Source organism: Amycolatopsis ponsaeliensis, assembly GCF_030182635.1.
Taxonomy (GTDB): domain Bacteria; phylum Actinomycetota; class Actinomycetes; order Mycobacteriales; family Pseudonocardiaceae; genus Amycolatopsis; species Amycolatopsis ponsaeliensis.
On sequence record NZ_JAPZLD010000059.1, the window covers coordinates 13,088 to 30,167 of the forward strand.

The window sequence follows — 17,080 nt, forward strand, 5'->3', positions numbered from 1 at the left end:
GAGGTTCAGTGACGACCTTCCCTCGCCGTCAGGCTCTCGGTATCGCCCTCGGTGGCGCTGTGGCGCTCAGCGCGGCCGGGCACACGTCGGCCGGTGCCACTGGCGTGCCCGTGGACGCCGCTCCGGACGCGCCCGGCACCCCGATCGTCCCGCCCCCGCCGCCCGTCCCGGTCGCCCTCGACGCCTGGTTCTCGAACGACGGCATCGACAGCGCCTCGGCCCCCGGCGGCGACTTCGACGGCTCCGGCTACACCTTCCCGGCCGAGCACCTGCCGGTCGGGCAGACCGCCACCGTCGGCGGCGTCCCGTTCAAGCTCGGCTCCGCGGCCGCCGGCGCCAAGAACGACATCGCCGCCACCGGCCAGACGATCGACCTGCCGAAGGGGCGGTACTTCGTCGCCTACTTCCTGGTCGCCGCCAGCTACGGCGCATGCGGCGGCACGGCGACCGTCCACTACGCCGACGGCAGCACGAGCACCGGCTCCCTCTCCGGCCCCGACTGGTACACCGGCACCGGCGCCCTGGTCTCGCCGTTCCGCTACGCACCCGGCGGCGTCGTCGACAACAACCCCGTTTCCCTGGCCACCGGCCAGGTCTGGGTCGACCCGGCCCGCGACGCCGTCGCCCTGACCCTGCCCACCACGGCCACGCCGGCACCGAACGTCTCCAGCCTGCACGTCTTCGCGCTCACCCTGCAGCCGGTGGCCGTGGGCCGCTCGGCGCTGATCCTCGACGGCCGCTCGACGGCCAACCTGCTGACCGACGGCGGTCCGCAGGCCGCCGAGGCGACCGTCGTCAACGCGGGCACGGTGTGGCTCGGGGCCGGTGACAAGGTCAGCGTCACCGTCGACGTCCCCGGCGGCCGCACGACCGTGCCGGCGACCATCCGCGCGCTCGCGCCGGGGGAGCAGGCGACGGTCCGGCTCGGGCTCGCACCGAACGCGTCCGTGCCGCCCGGGACCACCACGAACGGCCAGGTCCGCGTCACGGCCGGGCGCGGCACCCTCGCCACCCAGCAGGTCCCGATCACCCTCGGCGTCCCGGACTTCCGGCCGACCGACGCGTCGCTGTCGACGCACCGCGCGCCCTACTGGTTCAACGACAGCAAGTTCGGCATCTTCATCCACTGGGGCGTGTACGCCGTGCCCGCGTGGGCGCCGGTCGGCCAGCAGTACGCGGAGTGGTACTGGCAGAACCAGCAGGACCCGAACGGCGCGACCTACGCCTACCACAAGGAAAAGTACGGCGAGGACTTCGCCTACGACGACTTCATCCCGATGTTCACCGCGGCGAAGTTCGATCCGCGCACCTGGCTGAAGCTGATCGCGGACGCGGGCGCGGAGTACTACGTCCTCACGTCCAAGCACCACGACGGTTTCGCGTTGTGGGACACCAAGGTCAGCGACCGCAACTCCGTGAAACTCGGCCCGAAGCGCAACGTCATCGCCGAGCTGTTCGCGGCGTCCCGGAAGTACACACCCCAGCTGCGCAACGGCCTGTACTTCTCGCTGCCCGAGTGGTTCAACCCCGACAACCCGTGGATGGGGCACGCGCCGCGCAACCCGTACACCGGCGCGCCGCTGCCCTACACCGGTTACACGGCCGGGAAGGACTTCGTCCGTGACTACCAGGCGCCGCAGGTGCTCGAGCTGATCTCCGAGTTCGACCCGGACGTCCTGTGGTTCGACATCGGCGGCGTCAACGACAGCCGCAACGTGCTCACGGAGTACTTCAACCACGCGAAGAACCGCAAGCGCCCCAAGGACGTCACCTACAACGACCGCGGCGGCATCCCCGACCACGACTTCACGACGCCGGAGTACACGACGTACCCGAACACCGTGGTGGCGAAATGGGAGTCGAGCCGCGGGCTCGACCCGTTCTCCTACGGCTACAACCGCGCGACCCCCGACGACCGGTACATGACGGCGGAGGAGGTCGTCCGGACGCTCGTCGACATCGTGTCGAAGAACGGGAACTTCCTGCTCGACATCGGCCCTGACTTCGACGGCACCATCCCGGACGTCATGCAGAAGCACCTGCGCGACGCGGGCGCATGGCTGAAGGTCAACGGCGAAGCCATTTACGGCACGACGTACTGGTCGCGGATGGCCCAGCTCGGCGACCTGCGGTTCACGGTCAAGCAGAACGAAGCGTTCTACGTGCATTCACTGGCAGCCCCGGGCAGCAGGCTGGTGGTCGACGCGCCGGTGCCGATCCGGAGTGGGGACCGGGTGACGATGCTCGGGTACCGCGGGAACCTGCACTGGACCGTGGAAAACGGCTCGCTGGTGATCGACGTCCCGGCCGCGGCCCGGCAGGCGGGCCGCTTCACCTGGGTGTTCAAGATCGCCTGGAGCTAGAGGTCGGCGTTCTTGCCGATGTAGAGCTCCGCGAACGCCGCCGCGGCCGTGGGTGAACCCAGCAGGCGACGCATCCGGGCTTCCGCGATGCGCGCCGCGAACGGGTTGTCGCCCGCGGCCGCGGTGTGGTGGAAGATGTCCGACAGCCACAGCGAAAACTCCTGGTACTGCCACACCAGCGGCAGGCACGCGTCGGAGTACCCGGCCAGCCGCGTGGGATCGCCCGCGTAGTGCGCCTGGTAGGCCTCGGCGAGCAGGAACGCGTCGTGCAGGGCGAGGTTCATGCCCTTCGCCGCGATCGGCGCGACCAGGTGCGCCGACTCGCCCGCCAGGTGCAGCCGGCCGTGGGACATCGGCTCCACGACGTAGTTGTGCATATCGAGGATCCGCTTCTCGATCAGCTTTCCTTCGGTGATCGGGCCGTCGGGCACCGCCAGCCGGGCCTGCAGCTCCGTCCAGACGCGCTCGTCGGGCCAGTCCTCTTCGGTTTCGCCCGCCGCGGTCTGCAGGTAGAACCGCGTCACCGTGGGCGTGCGGGCCATGTGGGCGCCGAACCCGCGCGGGTGGATGCCGAACAGCACTCCGTCGGCGGAGGGCGGCGCTTCCGCGAGTAGGGCCAGCCAGCCGATTCCGTAGTCGTGGTGGGACTTCACGGTGGTTTCCGGGGGCAGGTGACCTTGGGAGACACCGCGCGCGCCGTCGCAGCCGGCCACGAAGTCGCAGTCGATCCGGTGTTCGCCCTCGGCGGTCCGGAACGTGACGGCGGGGGAGTCCGACGTCAGGTCGTGCAGCCGGACGTCGGAGACCTCGAAGACCGCTTCACCGCCCGCGTCGGTGTACTGGGCGATCAGATCGGTGACCAGGAGCTGTTGCGGGTAAACGAAATGCCGCTGCCCGGTGACGTCGCCGTAGCGGAAGGTGTGCCGCTGCCCGGCGAACCGGAACTCGAACTTCTCGTGCCGCGGTGCCTTCGCGACGAGCTGCTCACCGAGCCCGCGTTGCTCGAGCCCGCGGACGGCCCACTCTTCGATGAACCCGGCCCGCGGCCGCTGTTCGATGAACGCCCGGCTTTCCTGCTCCAGCAGCACGCAGCCGATCCCCGCGCGCCGCAAGAGGTTCGCCACCGTGAGCCCGGCCGGGCCCGCCCCCACCACGGCCACCGCCGTGCGCCTCGCCACCATGCGCCCGAGGGTAGCGCGAACCGGGCAAATCAGTAGCTGTGCCTGATCAATAGAACTGACGCAGGACCGGCCACGCCGTCGACCACGGCTCGGTCAGCGTGCACAGCGAGAGCATGACGCCGTTCTCGTCGTTGTCGACGCCTTCGGCGGTGTGGTGTTTGGCGACCACGCGGCAGCCGGTGATCAGCCGCGACGCGGGCGAACCGCGCTCGAAGCTCCCGATGAGCAGCACCGGGCCGACCTGCCGGTCCGGCGGCGGGCCCCAGTCGGCGTAGGACATGTGCGGCGAATACGGCTGGGGCAGCCCGCGCTCGGGTCCGTAGTGCTCGAGCGCGCCCGCCTCCCCGTAGTTGGCGGCGAGGATCACCGCGGTGTCCCGTTCGGTGTCCGGGATCCGCGCCCACGCGCCGGCGACCGTGTCGGCGAACCCCGGCCAGCCGACCTGCTCGCCGGGTTCCTTGTTGACCGCCAGCAGCGGGCCGTTCAGGGCCGGCGCCGGGACCACCGGGAGTCCGGTGAGGACGGACACGATCGCGCACACTGCGGCGGCCGCGCCGGTGAGTGCCCGCCGCGTCGTCCCGCCGCGAGCCAGCCACCGCAGCGCCGGCTCCGCGCCGAGTGCCACCAGCGGCAGCAGCAACGGCACCGAGTAGTACGGCTTCCCGCCGAGAACCAGGAGTTCGGCGCAGACCACCGGGTAGGCGATCGCGAGCGCGCGGGCCCAGCGCAGGGCGGGGTCGCGCCACGGCCGCACGAGCCCGGCGATCCACACGGGCACCAGCACGGGGGAGAGGTAGACCAGCTGCATCGGCACGAACAGGACGCGGTTCTCGACGCCGTCGTCCTCGCTGATCCCGCCCGCGACGGTCAGCATCGGCCAGCCGTGCGACGCCTGCCAGACGACGATCGGCGCGGCCAGCACGGCGGCGATCCCGACGCCGGCCGCGAGCCACCACGTCCGCAGCACCCGGCGCGGCCCGGCGATCGCCACGCCGATGCCGAGCCCGGACAGCAGGAGCAGGACGAGCCACTTGTTCGCCAGGCCGACCCCCGCGGCGGCGCCGACGGCGAGCCACCACCGGCCGTCACCGGTGCGCAGGAGCTTCAACCCGAACAGGGCGATCAGCGACCACAGCAGCACGTCCGCCGAGTTGGTGGCCAGCATGTGCGACACGACCAGGACGTACGCCGAGAGCGCCGTCGCGATCGCGGTGAACAGCTGCGCGCCGCGGCCGCCGCCGAACTCGCGGGCGATCAGCGCGACGACCACCACCGTCGCCATGCCGAGCAGGGTCGCGACCACGCGCAGGCCGGTGGGCGTCTCGCCGAACACCGCCGTCGACGCGCGCGCGAGCCACGGCGTGATCGGCGGGTTGTCGACGTAGCCCCAGTCCGGCCGGCGGCCCGCCGCGACGAAGTACAGCTCGTCGCGGTGGAAGCCGTAGCGGCCGGACAACGCGGTCAGGATCACCGCCTGCACGGCGACGACGATTCCCACTGGCAGCGCGGCGAACCGCGGCAGCTCGCGACCGGCCCCCATGGCAGTCTCCCCTCGGCGTGCCCGGATGCTACGCCGATGATCACGCCTCCGGGAGCGCTCCGACGAATTCGCCGCCCGCGTCCGCGACGAGCTCGGCCACGGACTGCACGCGGCGGATCGGCGTGAACCGGACGTCGCCGTGCTCGCTCACCGTGAAGCCGTGCACGGCCGGGCGCGGCAGCGTGTTGTAGGCGTAGTGCGCGCCGAAGTAGTAGGCGCCGGTGTCGTGCGCGACGACGAGGTCACCGGGCTCCAGCAGCGGCAGCGGCCGTTCTTTCGCCAGGAGGTCGCCGGCGAAGCACAGCGGCCCGGCGACGTCCTGTGCCACCTCGGGCCCGGTCTTCGGCCTGCCGGTGGGGTCGAGCGCGGTCAGCCGCAGCGGCCAGTGCTCCGGCTGGAGCACCGTGCGGGCCGCGACCTGCGCGCCCGCGTGCGTCACGGCGATCGGCCGCCCGCCCGCGACCTTCGTGTACTCGACGGTGCTGACGAGGAAGCCGTTCTTCGCCAGCAGGGACCGGCCGAACTCGGTGACGAAGCTGTAGCGCCCGTCGGCGAGGGCCGGGACCCTCGCCAGCAGCGTCGAGACGTAGCCGGCGTAGGTCGGGCCCGGGTCTTCGGAAGCGAAGTTCACCGGCAGGCCGCCGCCGAGGTCGAGGCTGGTGACCTGCCGGCGCCCGGCCGCGGCGTTGATCTCCTCGGCGAGCGTGTGCACCGCGGCGACGCCGTCGGCCATCAGCTCCGGCGGGCAGCCCTGAGAGCCGACGTGGACGTGCAGCCGGGTCAGCCACGGCCGTCGCACGAAGGCATCGATGATGAGATTCCGGTTGTCCCGCAACGGAATGCCGAACTTCGACGTCGTGGTCGCGGTGCTGGTGCCGTCGATCCGGCCCGCGCCGACCTGGGGGTTGATCCGCAGGCCGAGAACCGAGCGCGGGTGGTCCCCGGCGAGCGCGTCGAGCCGGGCCAGCTCCTGGAAGTTGTCGGCGTTGATCGCGGTGCCCTCGCCGAGGGCGTGCGCGAGCTCGGCGGTGGTCTTGGCGGGGGAGTCGAGGACCAGCCGCGGGCCGCGGAGACCGGCGGCTTCGGCGACCGCCGTCTCGCCCGGGCTCGCGACCTCGGCGTCGACCCCGAGGTCGGCGAGGTACCGCAGGACGGGGGCCAGGCCGCACGCCTTGGCGGCGACGGTGTGCTGGACGCGCCCGAGCGGCGCGAACGCCTTCGTCAGGTCTTCGACGGCTTCGCGGATCCCGGCGAGGTCGACGAAGCCGGCCATCGGGTCGAGGAGGCCGGCGTCCGCCGCGGCGGCGAGGGCGTGGAGCTTGCGGTCGGTGCGGTTCACGTCCCCAGTCTTGGGGCGCTGCGCGGGGCCGGTCCAAGACTTCGTCCCTCTTGATCTATAGGTTCGTCCTATAGTGGCTGGGTGGACCTGCGCCGTTGGCACTACTTCGCCGTGCTCGCCGAGGAGATGCACTTCACGCGGGCCGCCGCGCGGCTGTTCGTGTCACAGCCTTCGTTGAGCCAGCAGATCCGGGCGTTCGAAGCGGAGCTGGGGGTGGCGCTGCTCGACCGGTCTGGTCCGCGGTTCGCGTTGACGGAGGCGGGGCGCGTGGCGGCGGCGGAGGCCCGGGACCTGCTGGACCGGCTCGACCGGGCGCGCGGCGTGATCGCGGCGGCCGGCCGGGGCGACGCGGGACGGCTGCGGATCGCGTACACGCGCTCGGCGCCCGGCCCGCTGGCCGGCGATCTGGTGGCGGCGTACCGCTCGAAGTTTCCGGACGTCGCGCTGGCTTTGGAGACGGGCTGGACGAGCTTGAACCTCGCTCGGCTGGCGGCGGGCGAGATCGACGTGGGGTTCGTCCGGCCGCCGGTGGTGGCGCCGGGCGTCGAGGTGGCGGTGGTGGGGTCGGAGGAGGTCCTGCTGGCTCTGCCGTCGGGCCACGCGCTGGCCCGGCGGCGCGGCCGGCTGCGGCGGGCGTGGATCGCTTCGGAGCCGGTCGTGTTCTGGCCGCGGGAGAACGGCCCGGGCCAGTACGACGCGATCAGCGCGCAGGTCTGGCCGGGCGGGGTGCCGCGGATCGTCCGCGAAGAGCCGGAGGACGAGCAGCTGATGCGCGCGGTCGCCGAGGGCGCGGGGATCGCGGCGGTACCGGAGCACCGCGCGCGGGGGTTGAAGCGGCGCGGGGTGGTGCTGCGGCGGTTGGAGGAGCCGGTGCCGGTGATCGATCTGGGGCTGGCCTGGCGGGCCGGGACGGCGGCGCCGGTGGTGCGGGCTTTCGTGCGGCTGGCGGCCCGCGGCGCGCGAGAGTAGGCAGAGAGCGTCCGGCGACGTGGATCACCCGGCGGGGGTGCCCGCGCGGCGTATGCTCACGACCGGACAGGAGGGGATTTCCCATGGCAGGCCACGAAATCACCGACCGCATCGCCGACCTGATCGACGAGGAGCACCGGCTGCGCAAGGGCGCCCTCCACCACGGCGGGCTCACCCCGGCGGAACGCCTCCGCCTCAAGGACCTCGAACGGCAGCTCGACGACGCCGTCGAGCTGCTGCACCGCCGCCAGGCCCTGTCCGCCTTCGACGACGACTGACGAAGAGACGGCCGCGGCGGTTCAACGCCGCGGGACTTCGGGGGAGTCGGTGTCGAGTGGCACCGCGCCGGAGCGGACGAGTCCCAGTTGGACGGTCTGGCGGCCGGTCAGCCGGTCCAGGATCCAGTCGACCGCCGTGCGCACGCGGTTGCCGGGCATCGCGATGAGGTGGTACCCGCGGGTCACGACCTTCGCCGGGAGCCCGGAAAGCGGGATGTGCAACGGGTTCGCCGCGGCGGCACCGGCGCCGAGGTCGACGACGAAGCCGAGGTCGTGGTGCCGGTAGGTGCCCGTGCGGCCGTACCCCAGCGACGCCGCGACGTTGCGCCCGGCGAGCTTGCCCTGCCGCTCGGCGTGCTGCGCGGTCATCGCCGTGTACTCGCCGGGGCGGGTGAGGTCGGGCACCGCGGCCGCGTCACCGCAGGCGAAGACGTCATCCCGGCCGGGCACGGCCAGCTGCGCGGTGACGACGAGCCGGCCCTTCGCCATCTCGAGCCCCAGAGCCGCCGCCAGCGGGTCCGGCCGCACGCCGACGCACCACACGAGGGTGCGGGTGGGGACCGGCTCGCCGTTCGTGAGGGTGACGCCCTTGGCGTCCGCGTGGTCGACCGAGGTCTTCATCAGCACCTCGACCCCGCGGGCGCGCAGCACCTCGTCGGCGGTCTTCCCCAGCCGCCTGCCGAGTTCGGGCAGCACGCGCTCGGCGACGTCGAGCAGCAGCCAGCGGATCTTCTGCCCGGCCAGTTCGGGGTGGCGCGCGGCGAGGGCATCGGTGAACGCGGGGCCCTGCGCGGCGACCTCGGTCCCGGTGTAGCCGGCGCCGACGACGACGAACGTGCAGCGGGCGTCGCGTTCGGCGGGGTCTTCGGTCGCGGCGGCCAGCTCGACCTGCCGCGTGATGTGGTCGCGCAGGTACAGCGCCTCCGGCACGCCGCGGAACCCGTGCGCGCACTCCGCGACGCCCGGGATCGGCAGGAGTTTGTTGACGCTGCCCGCCGCGAGCACCAGCCGGTCGTACCCGATCCGGTGCTCCTGGTCCTCCGGGTCTGTGTAGGTGACGTGCCGGGCGTCGAGGTCGACACCGGTCGCGACGCCGAGCACCAGGCGGACGCCGCGCAGCGTCTCGGGGATCGAGACGGTCACCCGCCGCGGGTCGAGGATCCCGGCCGCCACTTCCGGCAGCAGCGGCAGGTAGAGGAAGTAGTCCGTGGGGTTGAGCACGACCACTTCGACGTCTTCCCCGGCGACCTTCCGCAGGCTCTTGGCCGCGTGGTACCCGGCGAATCCACCGCCGATGATCACGACTCGCATGGCTGTCCTTCCGGGCCGGATGTCCGTCTCCGGCGATTACCCCAGGTCGGGGGCGGGGTGGCCCGCGGGGTTGACCTGGGGGCCCAGGGGCGTACGGTCAGTGTGTTGGCTGTTGTTCAGACACGTGCTCCGGTCAGCGCCCCTGCACGCCGCAATAGGGAGCGCCATGAACTGCTTTCGCACGATCGACGAACCGTCCGGCTTGACCTTCACCGCCACCGAACGGCCGGGCGGGGTCCGCGTGGTCACTTTAGTCGGTGACATCGACGCCGCCACTGTCGAAACTTTCGACGAAGCTCTCGCCACGGGCGAGCGGCTGGTGGTCGACCTGACCCGGGTCGCCTTCCTCAGCTGCGCCGGCGTCCGGTCCCTGCTCGAGGCGAACTCCCGCACCCGGATCGCCGTCGTCCTCGGCGGCCACGCCGTGACGCGCTCGCTGGAGGCCACCGGCGCGGACGTGCTGCTGGAGATCCACTCCCGGGTCGGTGCCGCGCTCGCGGAGCTGACCCCGGTGCCCGAGCCCGGCCGGGAGGCGTGACCGCCCGCCGGTCCCGCCTCCCGCCGTCCACTGTGGACACGGTCAGTCGTCCGGCCATTCGCCGGTCGCTTTTTCGTAGCCGATGGCACCCGCCCGCTCGGTCGCGGCCTTGACCGCGGCGAAGATCGCGCCCTGCACCGCCGCCGCGATGATCACCTGCTGCCAGGTGTAGTCGCGGTCGGTGGCGTCGGGCGCGTCGTCTTCGCCCGCCACGCGCTTCCAGACCTGCGTGAACGCCTGCCCGGCGAGGACACCGCCGAGGGCGCCGACGACCCAGCTCAGCGGCTTGTACCAGACCTTGTTCACGAGTCGTTCCTCCGTCGCAGAATCAGCCGGATCACGATCACCAGGCCCAGCACGCCGGCGAAGATCGGTACCGGGTTGCTCCGCACGACGTCGGCGCCCTGGCGGAACTTGACCGCGGTCGGCTCGTTCGTCACGTCGGCGACCTTCGCGGTCGCCTGGTCGAGCTTTTCGCTGACGTTCTCCTTGACCCGGCTCTTCACGTCGAGCTTCTGCCCGAGCGCTTCCAGGGTCTCGGTCAGCTCCTCCCGGGTGGTGTCCCGGTCCAGCCGCGCCTCTTCGGCGTTCTTCGGGAAGTCCCCGCTCATGTGCGCACTCCCTGCTTCACGGTGTCCACGTCCTGCCGGACGCCGCTGATGGCTTCTTCGGGCACCGGCGGCACGCCCTGCGTGACCTCCTTCTTGCCGACCAGCGCGGCGATCCCGGCGACCGCGAACAACGCGACGGCGACGATCACGGCGGCCAGCCAGCCGGGCACGACCAGCGCGAGCGCCAGCACGGCGGCCGCGACCAGCGCGCCGGCGCCGAACAGCGCGAACAGGCCCGCCGCGCCGAACAACCCGGCGCCGAGGCCCATCTTCTTGCCCTTGTGCTGCAGTTCGAAGACCGCGAGCCGCAGCTCGTCCCGGACGAGCCGCTTGACTTCGCCGGTCAGGTCCGTCACCAGCTCGCCGACCGAGCGGTCGGCCGCGGGCTTTTCGTTCACTTCTTCGATCACGGAACACCTCCTTGCCTGATCGCCGTGTACCCGGTCCGCCCGGGGTCAACCACGCCGGGTTTGCCCGGTCGCACACACGATCGGGTGATACGGAAGGAGGGTCCGCGCTCGCCGTGTTTCGCGTCCGGGGGCCTCGGGTAGGCCGCAGGAATGACGACCAACCCTGTCCCGGCCGTGGAACTCACCAACGGCGTGCGGATCCCGCAGTTCGGGTTCGGCGTGTTCCAGATCCCGCCCGAGGAGACCTCCGACGCCGTGCGGACCGCGCTGGAGGCCGGCTACCGCCACATCGACACCGCGCAGATGTACCGGAACGAAGAGGGCGTCGGCGCCGGCATCGCCGAGTCGGGGGTCGCGCGCGAAGACGTGTTCGTCACGACGAAACTGGCGAACGACGCGCACGGCCACGACAACGCGATCACCGCGCTGGAAGGCAGCCTGCGGCGCCTCGGCTTCGACTACGTCGACCTGTACCTGATCCACTGGCCGTTGCCGCACAAGGACAAGTACGTCCGGACGTGGCGGGGCTTCGAAGAAATCCTGCGGGCGGGCAAGGCCCGCGCGATCGGCGTCTCGAACTTCCAGCCCGCCCACCTCGACCGGCTCGCCGAAGAGACCTCCACGGTGCCCGCGGTCAACCAGATCGAGCTGCACCCGGCGTTGCAGCAGACCGAACTGCGCGCCTACCACCGGGAGCACGGCATCGCGACCGAGGCGTGGAGCCCGCTGGCCCAGGCGGAGGTCCTCGACGACCCGGTGCTGACGGACCTGGCCGGGAAGCACGGCCGGACGGCGGCGCAGGTGGTGCTGCGGTGGCACCTCCAGCTCGGCAACGTCGTGTTCCCCAAGTCGTCGTCGCCCGAGCGGATCAAGCAGAACATCGACGTGTTCGGCTTCGAGCTCGACGACGAGGACATGACGGCGATCGGCAAGCTCGACGACGGCCGGCGCACCGGACCGGATCCCGGCACCTTCACGGGGTGACCGCGGAGTTTCCCTCCGCGACCGGCCGGGTACTTCACCCGGAGAGGTTCCCCCGGAAGGAGCGTTCGGCATGAGCACCAACGCGTATCTCTCGTTTCTCGTGATCGGGGTGGTGCTGGTCCTGATCGACGGGCAGATCATCTACCGCAGCGGCCGCCGTTACCTCGAGAACTCCTACGGCGACCCGGCGGCGGGTGCCTCGATGACCCGCCTGGTCACGGTGCTGTTCCACCTCGGGACACTGGGCGTCCTGGCGCTCGTGTCGACCATCGACATCGGCGTCGGCATCACGGGTGTCGTCGCCCGCGTGGGCGTCCTGCTGCTGATCCTGGCGCTGGCCCACGGGATCACGATCGCCGCGCTGTCCCGCATCCGCGGTGAGCAGGAGGTCGAGGCGGTCGTCCAGCGCGGCCCCCGCCAGCAGCGGCCCGAACCCGAGCCGCAGGGCCCGACCGTGATGCCCGCGCCGGGCCAGCCGGGCACCTACCCGGAGGTCAGCCCGCCGCTGGAGAACCGGTCCCCGTACTCGGCTTCGTAGCCGGCTTTCGTTCCGAGGGCGGCACTTTCCCCACGAAAGTGCCGCCCTTTCACGGGGGTCAGCGCTCCGCCGTCGGCAGATCGACCTCGGTGTGCCGGGTGGCGAGCGTCCGGGCCACGTCGGCCAGCTTGACGTTCAGGTCCTGGGACGCGCGGCGCAGCACGTCGAAGGCTTCGTCGGCGGTGATGCCGCGGCGCTGCATCAGGATGCCCTTCGCCTGGCCGATCACGTCGCGGCTCTCGACCGCGCGGCGCAGGTGCTCCGTCTCCAGCTCGGCCGCCAGCACGGCCTCGGTGTGCAGCAGCGCCAGGGACGCGTGGGTCGCCAGCAGGAGCGCCAGGTCGATCGACGGCCCGTCGAACGCGCCCGGCCGTCTCGAGTAGATGTTGAGCGCGCCGGAGCGCCGCGGCGGGCGGGCGTCGGGGAGCAGCGTCGTCGCCAGCACCGAGTGGTAACCGTGGTCGGCCGTGGCCGGGCCGAAGGACGGCCAGCGCGGGTCGTGCGCGAGGTCCTGGGACCAGGCGATGGCCGGCCCGTCCGGGCGGGCCGACTCGACGCACGGTCCTTCGTCGTGGTCGTACTGCACCTGGTCCAGCCGCACCGCGACCGGGTCGGTCTCCACCGGCGTGTGGTACTTGCCGTCGGGTTCCCGGAGGGTGACGCTGACCAGGTCGGCGTCCGGGACGAGCGCGCTCGCGGCGCCGACGACCAGCCTGAGCACGCCGCCGACGGTCGGCGTCACGTCGAGCAGCGTGCGCGTGAGGTCGGCGAACTGCCGCGCCAGGAGGCCGGGAGACTGGTCTCCGTCCTGCCCGAACCGGGCCCGTTCCCGCGCCCACTCGTCTTCACCGATGCTCATGTGTCTCCGTCGTCTTCCGGGGGTGGACCCCCATTCAACCCGATGGCGGCGCTCACCCGGGTGAGCCGGCCGCGCGGCGCAGCGCGGCCCGCGCCCGGTCGACGAAGCCCGGGCCGGGCCACAGCTGGTCGGCCTGCGGCATCCGGTCGGACAGGTCCGGGTGCGGCAGCGTCGCCGCGGCACCCCGGACCGCCAGGACCTCCTCGCCCAGCTCGGCCCGCCGTTCGGGCGAGCAGGTGAGCCGGACCCGGCGCACCGCCGCCGGGCCCTCGTCGTGGACGTGCCGGCGCACGGCGCGGACCAGCGCGCTCAGCAGGCGCTCGAACCGCGTCTCCTGCGGTCCCACACCCTCCAGCTCCCGCATCAGGCCTTCCGCCTCCGCGAGGTCGCCTTCGCCCTCGAGGAAGGGCTCTTCGGCGACGGCGTGGCGGACGAGCTCCGCGATCAGGTGGTCGGCGAGGTCCTTGCGGTTCTCGGGGCTGCCCTGGCCGAGCTCGATTTCGGTGCACAGCCGGTCCAGCCCCCGGTGGTCGCCGGCGAGGACGGTGGTCAGGTCGGTTGCGGGCCGGCTGTCGTTCATGCACGCTCCTGGTCCGGACTCGGGTTTCCCGGACGGATACCCGCTGCCCGGCCGCCGAATCCCGTGTGGGCCGGCGTGCGCCGGGTATCCGTCAGGGCAACCGCCCGTCGAGGAGGATGATCATGGCAGCGCCGTCGTCGGTGATCGAGCGCGAGCGCAAGTACGAGATCGTGGCGGGCAGCGGGGTGCCGCAGCTCGTCGGCGTCGCGGGGGTCGCGATCCAGGACGACCCGGTCGAGCACATCCTCGACGCGTCCTACTACGACACCGCGAGCTTCCGGCTTGCCCGGAGCGGGATCACGCTGCGACGCCGCGTCGGCGGGCACGACGCCGGCTGGCACCTCAAGCTGCCCGTCTCCGCCGACGAGCGGCAGGAGATCCAGCTGCCGCTGGGCGGCGACCCGAACAAGGTCCCCGGACGGCTGCGCCGGCTCGTGCGCGCCTACACGCTGGGGGAGAAGCTGGTGCCGATCGCGCACCTGCGCACCGACCGGTTCGCCCACCGGCTGGCCGACGGCGACGGCCGGACCGTCGCGATCCTCACCGACGACCACGTGACCGGGGAAGCCGGCGGGGAGACCGCGCGCCTCGACGAATGGCGCGAGCTGGAGCTGGAGCTCGACCCCGCGACCGACCCGGGCAGGCTCGAGGAGTTCGACCGGGCACTGGCGGAAGCCGGCGCCTCGGCGTCGCCGTGGCCGTCGAAGCTGCGGCGCCTGATCGGCGACCGCGTGCCGGCCCCGCCCCGCGGCCGGAAGAAGCCGAGGGCGGGCGAGGTCGTGCTGACGTCGCTGCGCGAGCACTACGGCCGGCTGTGCCGGGCGGACGTCGGGGTGCGCCTGGACGTCGAGGACTCCGTGCACCAGATGCGCGTCGCGACCCGGAAGCTGCGCAGCGCGCTGCGTACGTTCGGGTCCATTGTGGACGTCTCCGCGCCGCTGGCGGACGAGCTGAAGTGGCTCGGGCAGCAGCTGGCACCGGCCCGGGACGCGGAGGTGAGCGAGCAGCGGCTGCGCGAGCAGCTCGACGACCTCCCGTCCGAGCTGGTGTTCGGGCCGCTGCGCCAGTACCTCACCCGCTACTTCGCCCGCGAGGCGGAGGAAGGCCGCACCCGCGCTCTGGCGGCGCTGGAGGGCAAGCGATACCGGAACCTGCTGCGCGCGCTGGACAAGGTGGTGACGGATCCGCCGCTGACCGGCCGGGCGCGCAAGCCCGCGAAGTCCGCCTTGCGCAAGCCGCTGCGCAAGGCCGCCGAGAAGCTGCGCCGGGCCGAGGCGGCGGCACGTGACCTCGACGGCCTCGAGCTCGAGACGGCCCTGCACGAGGTCCGCAAGAAGGCGAAGCGAGCCCGCTACGCCGCGGATACGGTCAAACCGGTCTACGGCAAGAAGCTGCGGGAGTGGCGCAAGAACGTCAAGGCCGTCCAGCGCACGCTGGGCGAGCATCAGGACACCACGGTCGGCCGGGACGTCCTGCACCACCTCGCCATCGCCGGGCACGCCGAAGGGCAGAACACGTTCACGTTCGGGATGGTGTACGAGCGCGACGCCGAGGCGGCGGAGAGGCTGCGCGAGCGGTTCGCGGGGGAGTGGCGGCGGCTCCGGAAGGGCGGGCGGCCGGGCCGGCTCCGCTGAGCCGCACCGAAACGTCTTGAATGAGTCATTCAGGACCTCCCCGGTCCTGTATGACTCATTCAAGACGTCTGCCGAGGGGGACGGGAACCGGCGGGACTCAGCTGTCGCCGGTGAGCTTCCCGCGCAGCTGCTCCAAGGTCTGCGACAGCAGCCGGGAGACGTGCATCTGGGAGATGCCGACGCGGTCGGCGATCTGCGTCTGGGTCAGCCCGCCGAAGAAGCGCATCACGAGGATCGCGCGTTCCCGCTTCGGCAGCTCCTCGAGCAGCGGCTGGAGGGCCTCGTGGTTCTCGACCATGGTCATCTCGTGGTCGGGTTCGCCCATGGTGTCCGCCAGCGACAGCGCCTCGGCGTCGTCGTGCACCGGCTTGTCGACGGAGAGGGCCTGGTAGGCGTTGCCGGCCAGCAGCCCCTCGCGGACTTCGTCGACGTCCAGGCTCAGGTGCTCCGCCAGCTCGGTCGGGGTGGGGGCGCGGCCGAGGCGCTGGGACAGCGCCGCCGAGCCCTGGCTCAGGGACAGGTGCAGTTCCTTCAGCCGCCGCGGGACCCGCACCGACCAGCCGGTGTCCCGGAAGTGGCGCCGCACCTCGCCCATGATCGTCGGCACCGCGAAGGACAGGAAGTCGTGGCCGCGGGCGGGGTCGAACCGGTCGACCGCGTTGATCAGGCCGATCCGGGCCACCTGGACCAGGTCCTCGCGCGGCTCGCCCCGGCCCGAGAAGCGGGTGGCGATGTGCTCGGCGAGTGGCAGCAGTTCGGTCACCAGTCTGCCGCGGACGACTTCGCGGCGCGGGTCGTCGGGGCCGAGGGTGCCCAGCTCCTCGAACAGCGGTTCGCAGTGGGCATATTCGTCCGGGCGGTGGAGGACGGTTTTGCGCTCGCCGCTCACGCGCTCGTTCCCGGGTTGAGCACCAGTTCGATCGTGACGATGCCCGCGCCTCCCCCGGGCAGGACGTCACAGTGCGCGGTCACGGAGCGGCTCAGCGTGGTGAGCACGTGCCAGCCGAAGGTGCGGTCGCTCGGGGGACGCGGGTCGGTCGACCGGGTCGAGATGGTCACGTGCAGGCCGTCGGGACCCTGCCGGAAGCGGCAGTGCAGCTGCGTACCCAGCTCGGCCAGCTGGACGAGCTGGGCGCAGGCTTCGTCGACAGCCATCTTGGCGTCGGCGATGGCGTCCAGCCCGAAGTCCGCGCGCGAAACGACGCCGTGCGTGAGCATCCGGACGAGGGGGATCTGCTCCGCCATGGCGGGCAGGCGCAGCTCCACCAGTTCCTCGAGGAGCTCTTCCAGCGTCGGCTTGGCGCTGTGCGAGCTACCGCCTCGTGTTTCTTCCATGCGGGAGGTACTACCCATCTGGGCGAACGACGACACTTCGTGGTCAGGGATTTCCGGATCGGTCACCGGCCGAGCGCCCGTTCGAGTTCCTTCTTGGTCATCGTCGACCGGCCGTCGACGTTCCGCTTCTTGGCCTCGTTGTAGAGCTGGTCCTTCGTCGGGCCGCCGGGACCCTTCCGGTTGCCGGACCGCTCACCGCCGCGCTGCTGCGGGGCCTTGTCCTCTAGGGAGGTCTTGCTGGCTTCGCGGGACTCGCCCGACTGCGCGCGGTTCTTGTTCACCGTGCGCGCGGCGATTTCCTTGGCTCGTCCGGGGCCGGCTCCGCGGTCCTCGGCCGAGTCCTTGACGTGCTCGTACTGGCGCTCGCGCTTCTTGCTCCAGGCCTGAGGCATGACAGCTCCCTTCGTGCTCACGGGTCGGGTACCCGGTCGATCATCCGGTAAACGTCCCATCCGGGCGATGAGCAGCGGGGATCGGACTGCCGGTTGGAGCGTGCTGGGCGCCGTCACGCAGGTCACCGCCCGCGCTGAGCTGATGACCTTCGCCGACCTGCCCGACCATGCGTCATCACCCGGCCGTGGTCGCTCGGCCCGCCGTCCCGCAAGATCGC

At 72.0% G+C, this 17,080-nt stretch carries 19 protein-coding genes; 7 read left to right on the plus strand and 12 right to left on the minus strand.

Going from position 1 to position 17,080, the window contains the following annotated elements; all coding sequences use genetic code 11:
- Positions 1–8 precede the first annotated feature (8 nt).
- The gene (locus QQ657_RS49300) at positions 9–2,363 is read left to right on the plus strand and encodes an alpha-L-fucosidase (protein ID WP_284749373.1); all 2,355 of its coding nucleotides are present in this window, start codon (positions 9–11) and stop codon (positions 2,361–2,363) included.
- Here the strand turns inward: QQ657_RS49300 and QQ657_RS49305 are convergent.
- From QQ657_RS49305 to QQ657_RS49315, 3 genes are read right to left on the minus strand one after another with little or no spacing between them, the layout of a single operon-like run.
- Entirely contained in the window at positions 2,360–3,544 is a 1,185-nt protein-coding gene (locus QQ657_RS49305) for a 4-hydroxybenzoate 3-monooxygenase (RefSeq protein ID WP_284749374.1), read from the minus strand. The two genes, QQ657_RS49300 and QQ657_RS49305, sit on opposite strands and share 4 nt — an antisense overlap.
- A gap of 46 nt (positions 3,545–3,590) precedes the next feature.
- Positions 3,591–5,084 (minus strand): ArnT family glycosyltransferase, encoded by a 1,494-nt coding sequence (locus tag QQ657_RS49310; protein ID WP_284749375.1) that lies wholly within the window; start codon positions 5,082–5,084, stop codon positions 3,591–3,593.
- Between the two features lie 40 nt (positions 5,085–5,124).
- Complete coding sequence (locus QQ657_RS49315) at positions 5,125–6,423, minus strand: type III PLP-dependent enzyme domain-containing protein (RefSeq protein WP_284749376.1); 1,299 nt, start codon at positions 6,421–6,423, stop codon at positions 5,125–5,127.
- Between the two features lie 81 nt (positions 6,424–6,504).
- Here QQ657_RS49315 and QQ657_RS49320 point away from each other — a divergent pair, with 81 nt between their 5' ends.
- Both QQ657_RS49320 and QQ657_RS49325 read left to right on the plus strand, forming a co-directional pair.
- A complete protein-coding gene (locus QQ657_RS49320) occupies positions 6,505–7,392 on the plus strand; it encodes a LysR family transcriptional regulator (protein ID WP_284749377.1) in 888 nt (295 codons plus the stop codon).
- Between the two features lie 83 nt (positions 7,393–7,475).
- On the plus strand, positions 7,476–7,670 hold the full coding sequence (locus QQ657_RS49325; protein WP_284749378.1) for a DUF2630 family protein: 195 nt from the start codon (positions 7,476–7,478) through the stop codon (positions 7,668–7,670).
- A 21-nt stretch (positions 7,671–7,691) separates the two neighbouring features.
- On the opposite strand, the gene QQ657_RS49330 is transcribed toward QQ657_RS49325, so the two are convergent.
- Positions 7,692–8,981, minus strand: a complete 1,290-nt coding sequence (locus tag QQ657_RS49330; protein ID WP_284749379.1) for an NAD(P)/FAD-dependent oxidoreductase — start codon at positions 8,979–8,981, stop codon at positions 7,692–7,694.
- Between the two features lie 166 nt (positions 8,982–9,147).
- Between QQ657_RS49330 and QQ657_RS49335 the strand changes: the two genes are divergently transcribed.
- A complete protein-coding gene (locus QQ657_RS49335; RefSeq protein WP_284749380.1) occupies positions 9,148–9,519 on the plus strand; it encodes an STAS domain-containing protein in 372 nt (123 codons plus the stop codon).
- A gap of 42 nt (positions 9,520–9,561) precedes the next feature.
- Here QQ657_RS49335 and QQ657_RS49340 read toward each other — a convergent pair whose 3' ends face one another.
- The 3 genes from QQ657_RS49340 to QQ657_RS49350 are packed head-to-tail and all read right to left on the minus strand — an operon-like array spanning position 9,562 to position 10,540.
- Positions 9,562–9,825, minus strand: coding sequence for a DUF4235 domain-containing protein (locus tag QQ657_RS49340; protein WP_284749381.1), 264 nt, complete (start codon positions 9,823–9,825; stop codon positions 9,562–9,564).
- Positions 9,822–10,130 carry a DUF3618 domain-containing protein gene (locus tag QQ657_RS49345; RefSeq protein ID WP_284749382.1) on the minus strand — a complete coding sequence of 103 codons (309 nt, stop codon included), beginning with the start codon at positions 10,128–10,130 and terminating at the stop codon, positions 9,822–9,824. The genes QQ657_RS49340 and QQ657_RS49345 overlap by 4 nt, the downstream gene beginning before the upstream one ends.
- Complete coding sequence (locus QQ657_RS49350; protein ID WP_284749383.1) at positions 10,127–10,540, minus strand: phage holin family protein; 414 nt, start codon at positions 10,538–10,540, stop codon at positions 10,127–10,129. Before QQ657_RS49350 ends, QQ657_RS49345 begins: the two co-directional genes overlap by 4 nt.
- 150 nt (positions 10,541–10,690) lie before the next feature.
- On the opposite strand from QQ657_RS49350, the gene QQ657_RS49355 reads away from it, so the two are divergent.
- Complete coding sequence (locus tag QQ657_RS49355; RefSeq protein ID WP_284749384.1) at positions 10,691–11,524, plus strand: aldo/keto reductase; 834 nt, start codon at positions 10,691–10,693, stop codon at positions 11,522–11,524.
- Positions 11,525–11,594: 70 nt separating this feature from the next.
- The gene (locus tag QQ657_RS49360) at positions 11,595–12,062 is read left to right on the plus strand and encodes a hypothetical protein (RefSeq protein ID WP_284749385.1); all 468 of its coding nucleotides are present in this window, start codon (positions 11,595–11,597) and stop codon (positions 12,060–12,062) included.
- A gap of 58 nt (positions 12,063–12,120) precedes the next feature.
- Here QQ657_RS49360 and QQ657_RS49365 read toward each other — a convergent pair whose 3' ends face one another.
- Positions 12,121–12,921, minus strand: coding sequence for a GAF and ANTAR domain-containing protein (locus QQ657_RS49365; protein ID WP_284749386.1), 801 nt, complete (start codon positions 12,919–12,921; stop codon positions 12,121–12,123).
- A gap of 52 nt (positions 12,922–12,973) precedes the next feature.
- Positions 12,974–13,501: a hemerythrin domain-containing protein gene (locus QQ657_RS49370; RefSeq protein WP_284749387.1), complete on the minus strand. Its 528-nt coding sequence runs from the start codon at positions 13,499–13,501 to the stop codon at positions 12,974–12,976.
- Positions 13,502–13,623: 122 nt separating this feature from the next.
- On the opposite strand from QQ657_RS49370, the gene QQ657_RS49375 reads away from it, so the two are divergent.
- Entirely contained in the window at positions 13,624–15,135 is a 1,512-nt protein-coding gene (locus QQ657_RS49375) for a CYTH and CHAD domain-containing protein (RefSeq protein ID WP_284749388.1), read from the plus strand.
- Positions 15,136–15,232: 97 nt separating this feature from the next.
- Here the strand turns inward: QQ657_RS49375 and QQ657_RS49380 are convergent, their stop codons facing one another.
- The 3 genes from QQ657_RS49380 to QQ657_RS49390 all read right to left on the minus strand — a co-directional run bounded on the left by QQ657_RS49380 (position 15,233) and on the right by QQ657_RS49390 (position 16,862).
- On the minus strand, positions 15,233–16,024 hold the full coding sequence (locus QQ657_RS49380; protein ID WP_284749389.1) for a SigB/SigF/SigG family RNA polymerase sigma factor: 792 nt from the start codon (positions 16,022–16,024) through the stop codon (positions 15,233–15,235).
- Entirely contained in the window at positions 16,021–16,470 is a 450-nt protein-coding gene (locus QQ657_RS49385; RefSeq protein WP_284749390.1) for an ATP-binding protein, read from the minus strand. The genes QQ657_RS49380 and QQ657_RS49385 overlap by 4 nt, the downstream gene beginning before the upstream one ends.
- A gap of 62 nt (positions 16,471–16,532) precedes the next feature.
- Positions 16,533–16,862 carry a plasmid stabilization protein gene (locus QQ657_RS49390; protein WP_284749391.1) on the minus strand — a complete coding sequence of 110 codons (330 nt, stop codon included), beginning with the start codon at positions 16,860–16,862 and terminating at the stop codon, positions 16,533–16,535.
- Between the last annotated feature and the right edge of the window lie 218 nt (positions 16,863–17,080).

Coding starts and splice junctions, on each gene's coding strand:
- QQ657_RS49345 (WP_284749382.1), bottom strand. CDS start 10,130: ATGAGCGGGGACTTCCCGAAGAACGCCGAAGAGGCGCGGCTGGACCGG.
- QQ657_RS49360 (WP_284749385.1), top strand. CDS start 11,595: ATGAGCACCAACGCGTATCTCTCGTTTCTCGTGATCGGGGTGGTGCTG.
- QQ657_RS49335 (WP_284749380.1), top strand. CDS start 9,148: ATGAACTGCTTTCGCACGATCGACGAACCGTCCGGCTTGACCTTCACC.
- QQ657_RS49305 (WP_284749374.1), bottom strand. CDS start 3,544: ATGGTGGCGAGGCGCACGGCGGTGGCCGTGGTGGGGGCGGGCCCGGCC.
- QQ657_RS49390 (WP_284749391.1), bottom strand. CDS start 16,862: ATGCCTCAGGCCTGGAGCAAGAAGCGCGAGCGCCAGTACGAGCACGTC.
- QQ657_RS49370 (WP_284749387.1), bottom strand. CDS start 13,501: ATGAACGACAGCCGGCCCGCAACCGACCTGACCACCGTCCTCGCCGGC.
- QQ657_RS49385 (WP_284749390.1), bottom strand. CDS start 16,470: ATGGAAGAAACACGAGGCGGTAGCTCGCACAGCGCCAAGCCGACGCTG.
- QQ657_RS49365 (WP_284749386.1), bottom strand. CDS start 12,921: ATGAGCATCGGTGAAGACGAGTGGGCGCGGGAACGGGCCCGGTTCGGG.
- QQ657_RS49310 (WP_284749375.1), bottom strand. CDS start 5,084: ATGGGGGCCGGTCGCGAGCTGCCGCGGTTCGCCGCGCTGCCAGTGGGA.
- QQ657_RS49325 (WP_284749378.1), top strand. CDS start 7,476: ATGGCAGGCCACGAAATCACCGACCGCATCGCCGACCTGATCGACGAG.
- QQ657_RS49355 (WP_284749384.1), top strand. CDS start 10,691: ATGACGACCAACCCTGTCCCGGCCGTGGAACTCACCAACGGCGTGCGG.
- QQ657_RS49330 (WP_284749379.1), bottom strand. CDS start 8,981: ATGCGAGTCGTGATCATCGGCGGTGGATTCGCCGGGTACCACGCGGCC.
- QQ657_RS49375 (WP_284749388.1), top strand. CDS start 13,624: ATGGCAGCGCCGTCGTCGGTGATCGAGCGCGAGCGCAAGTACGAGATC.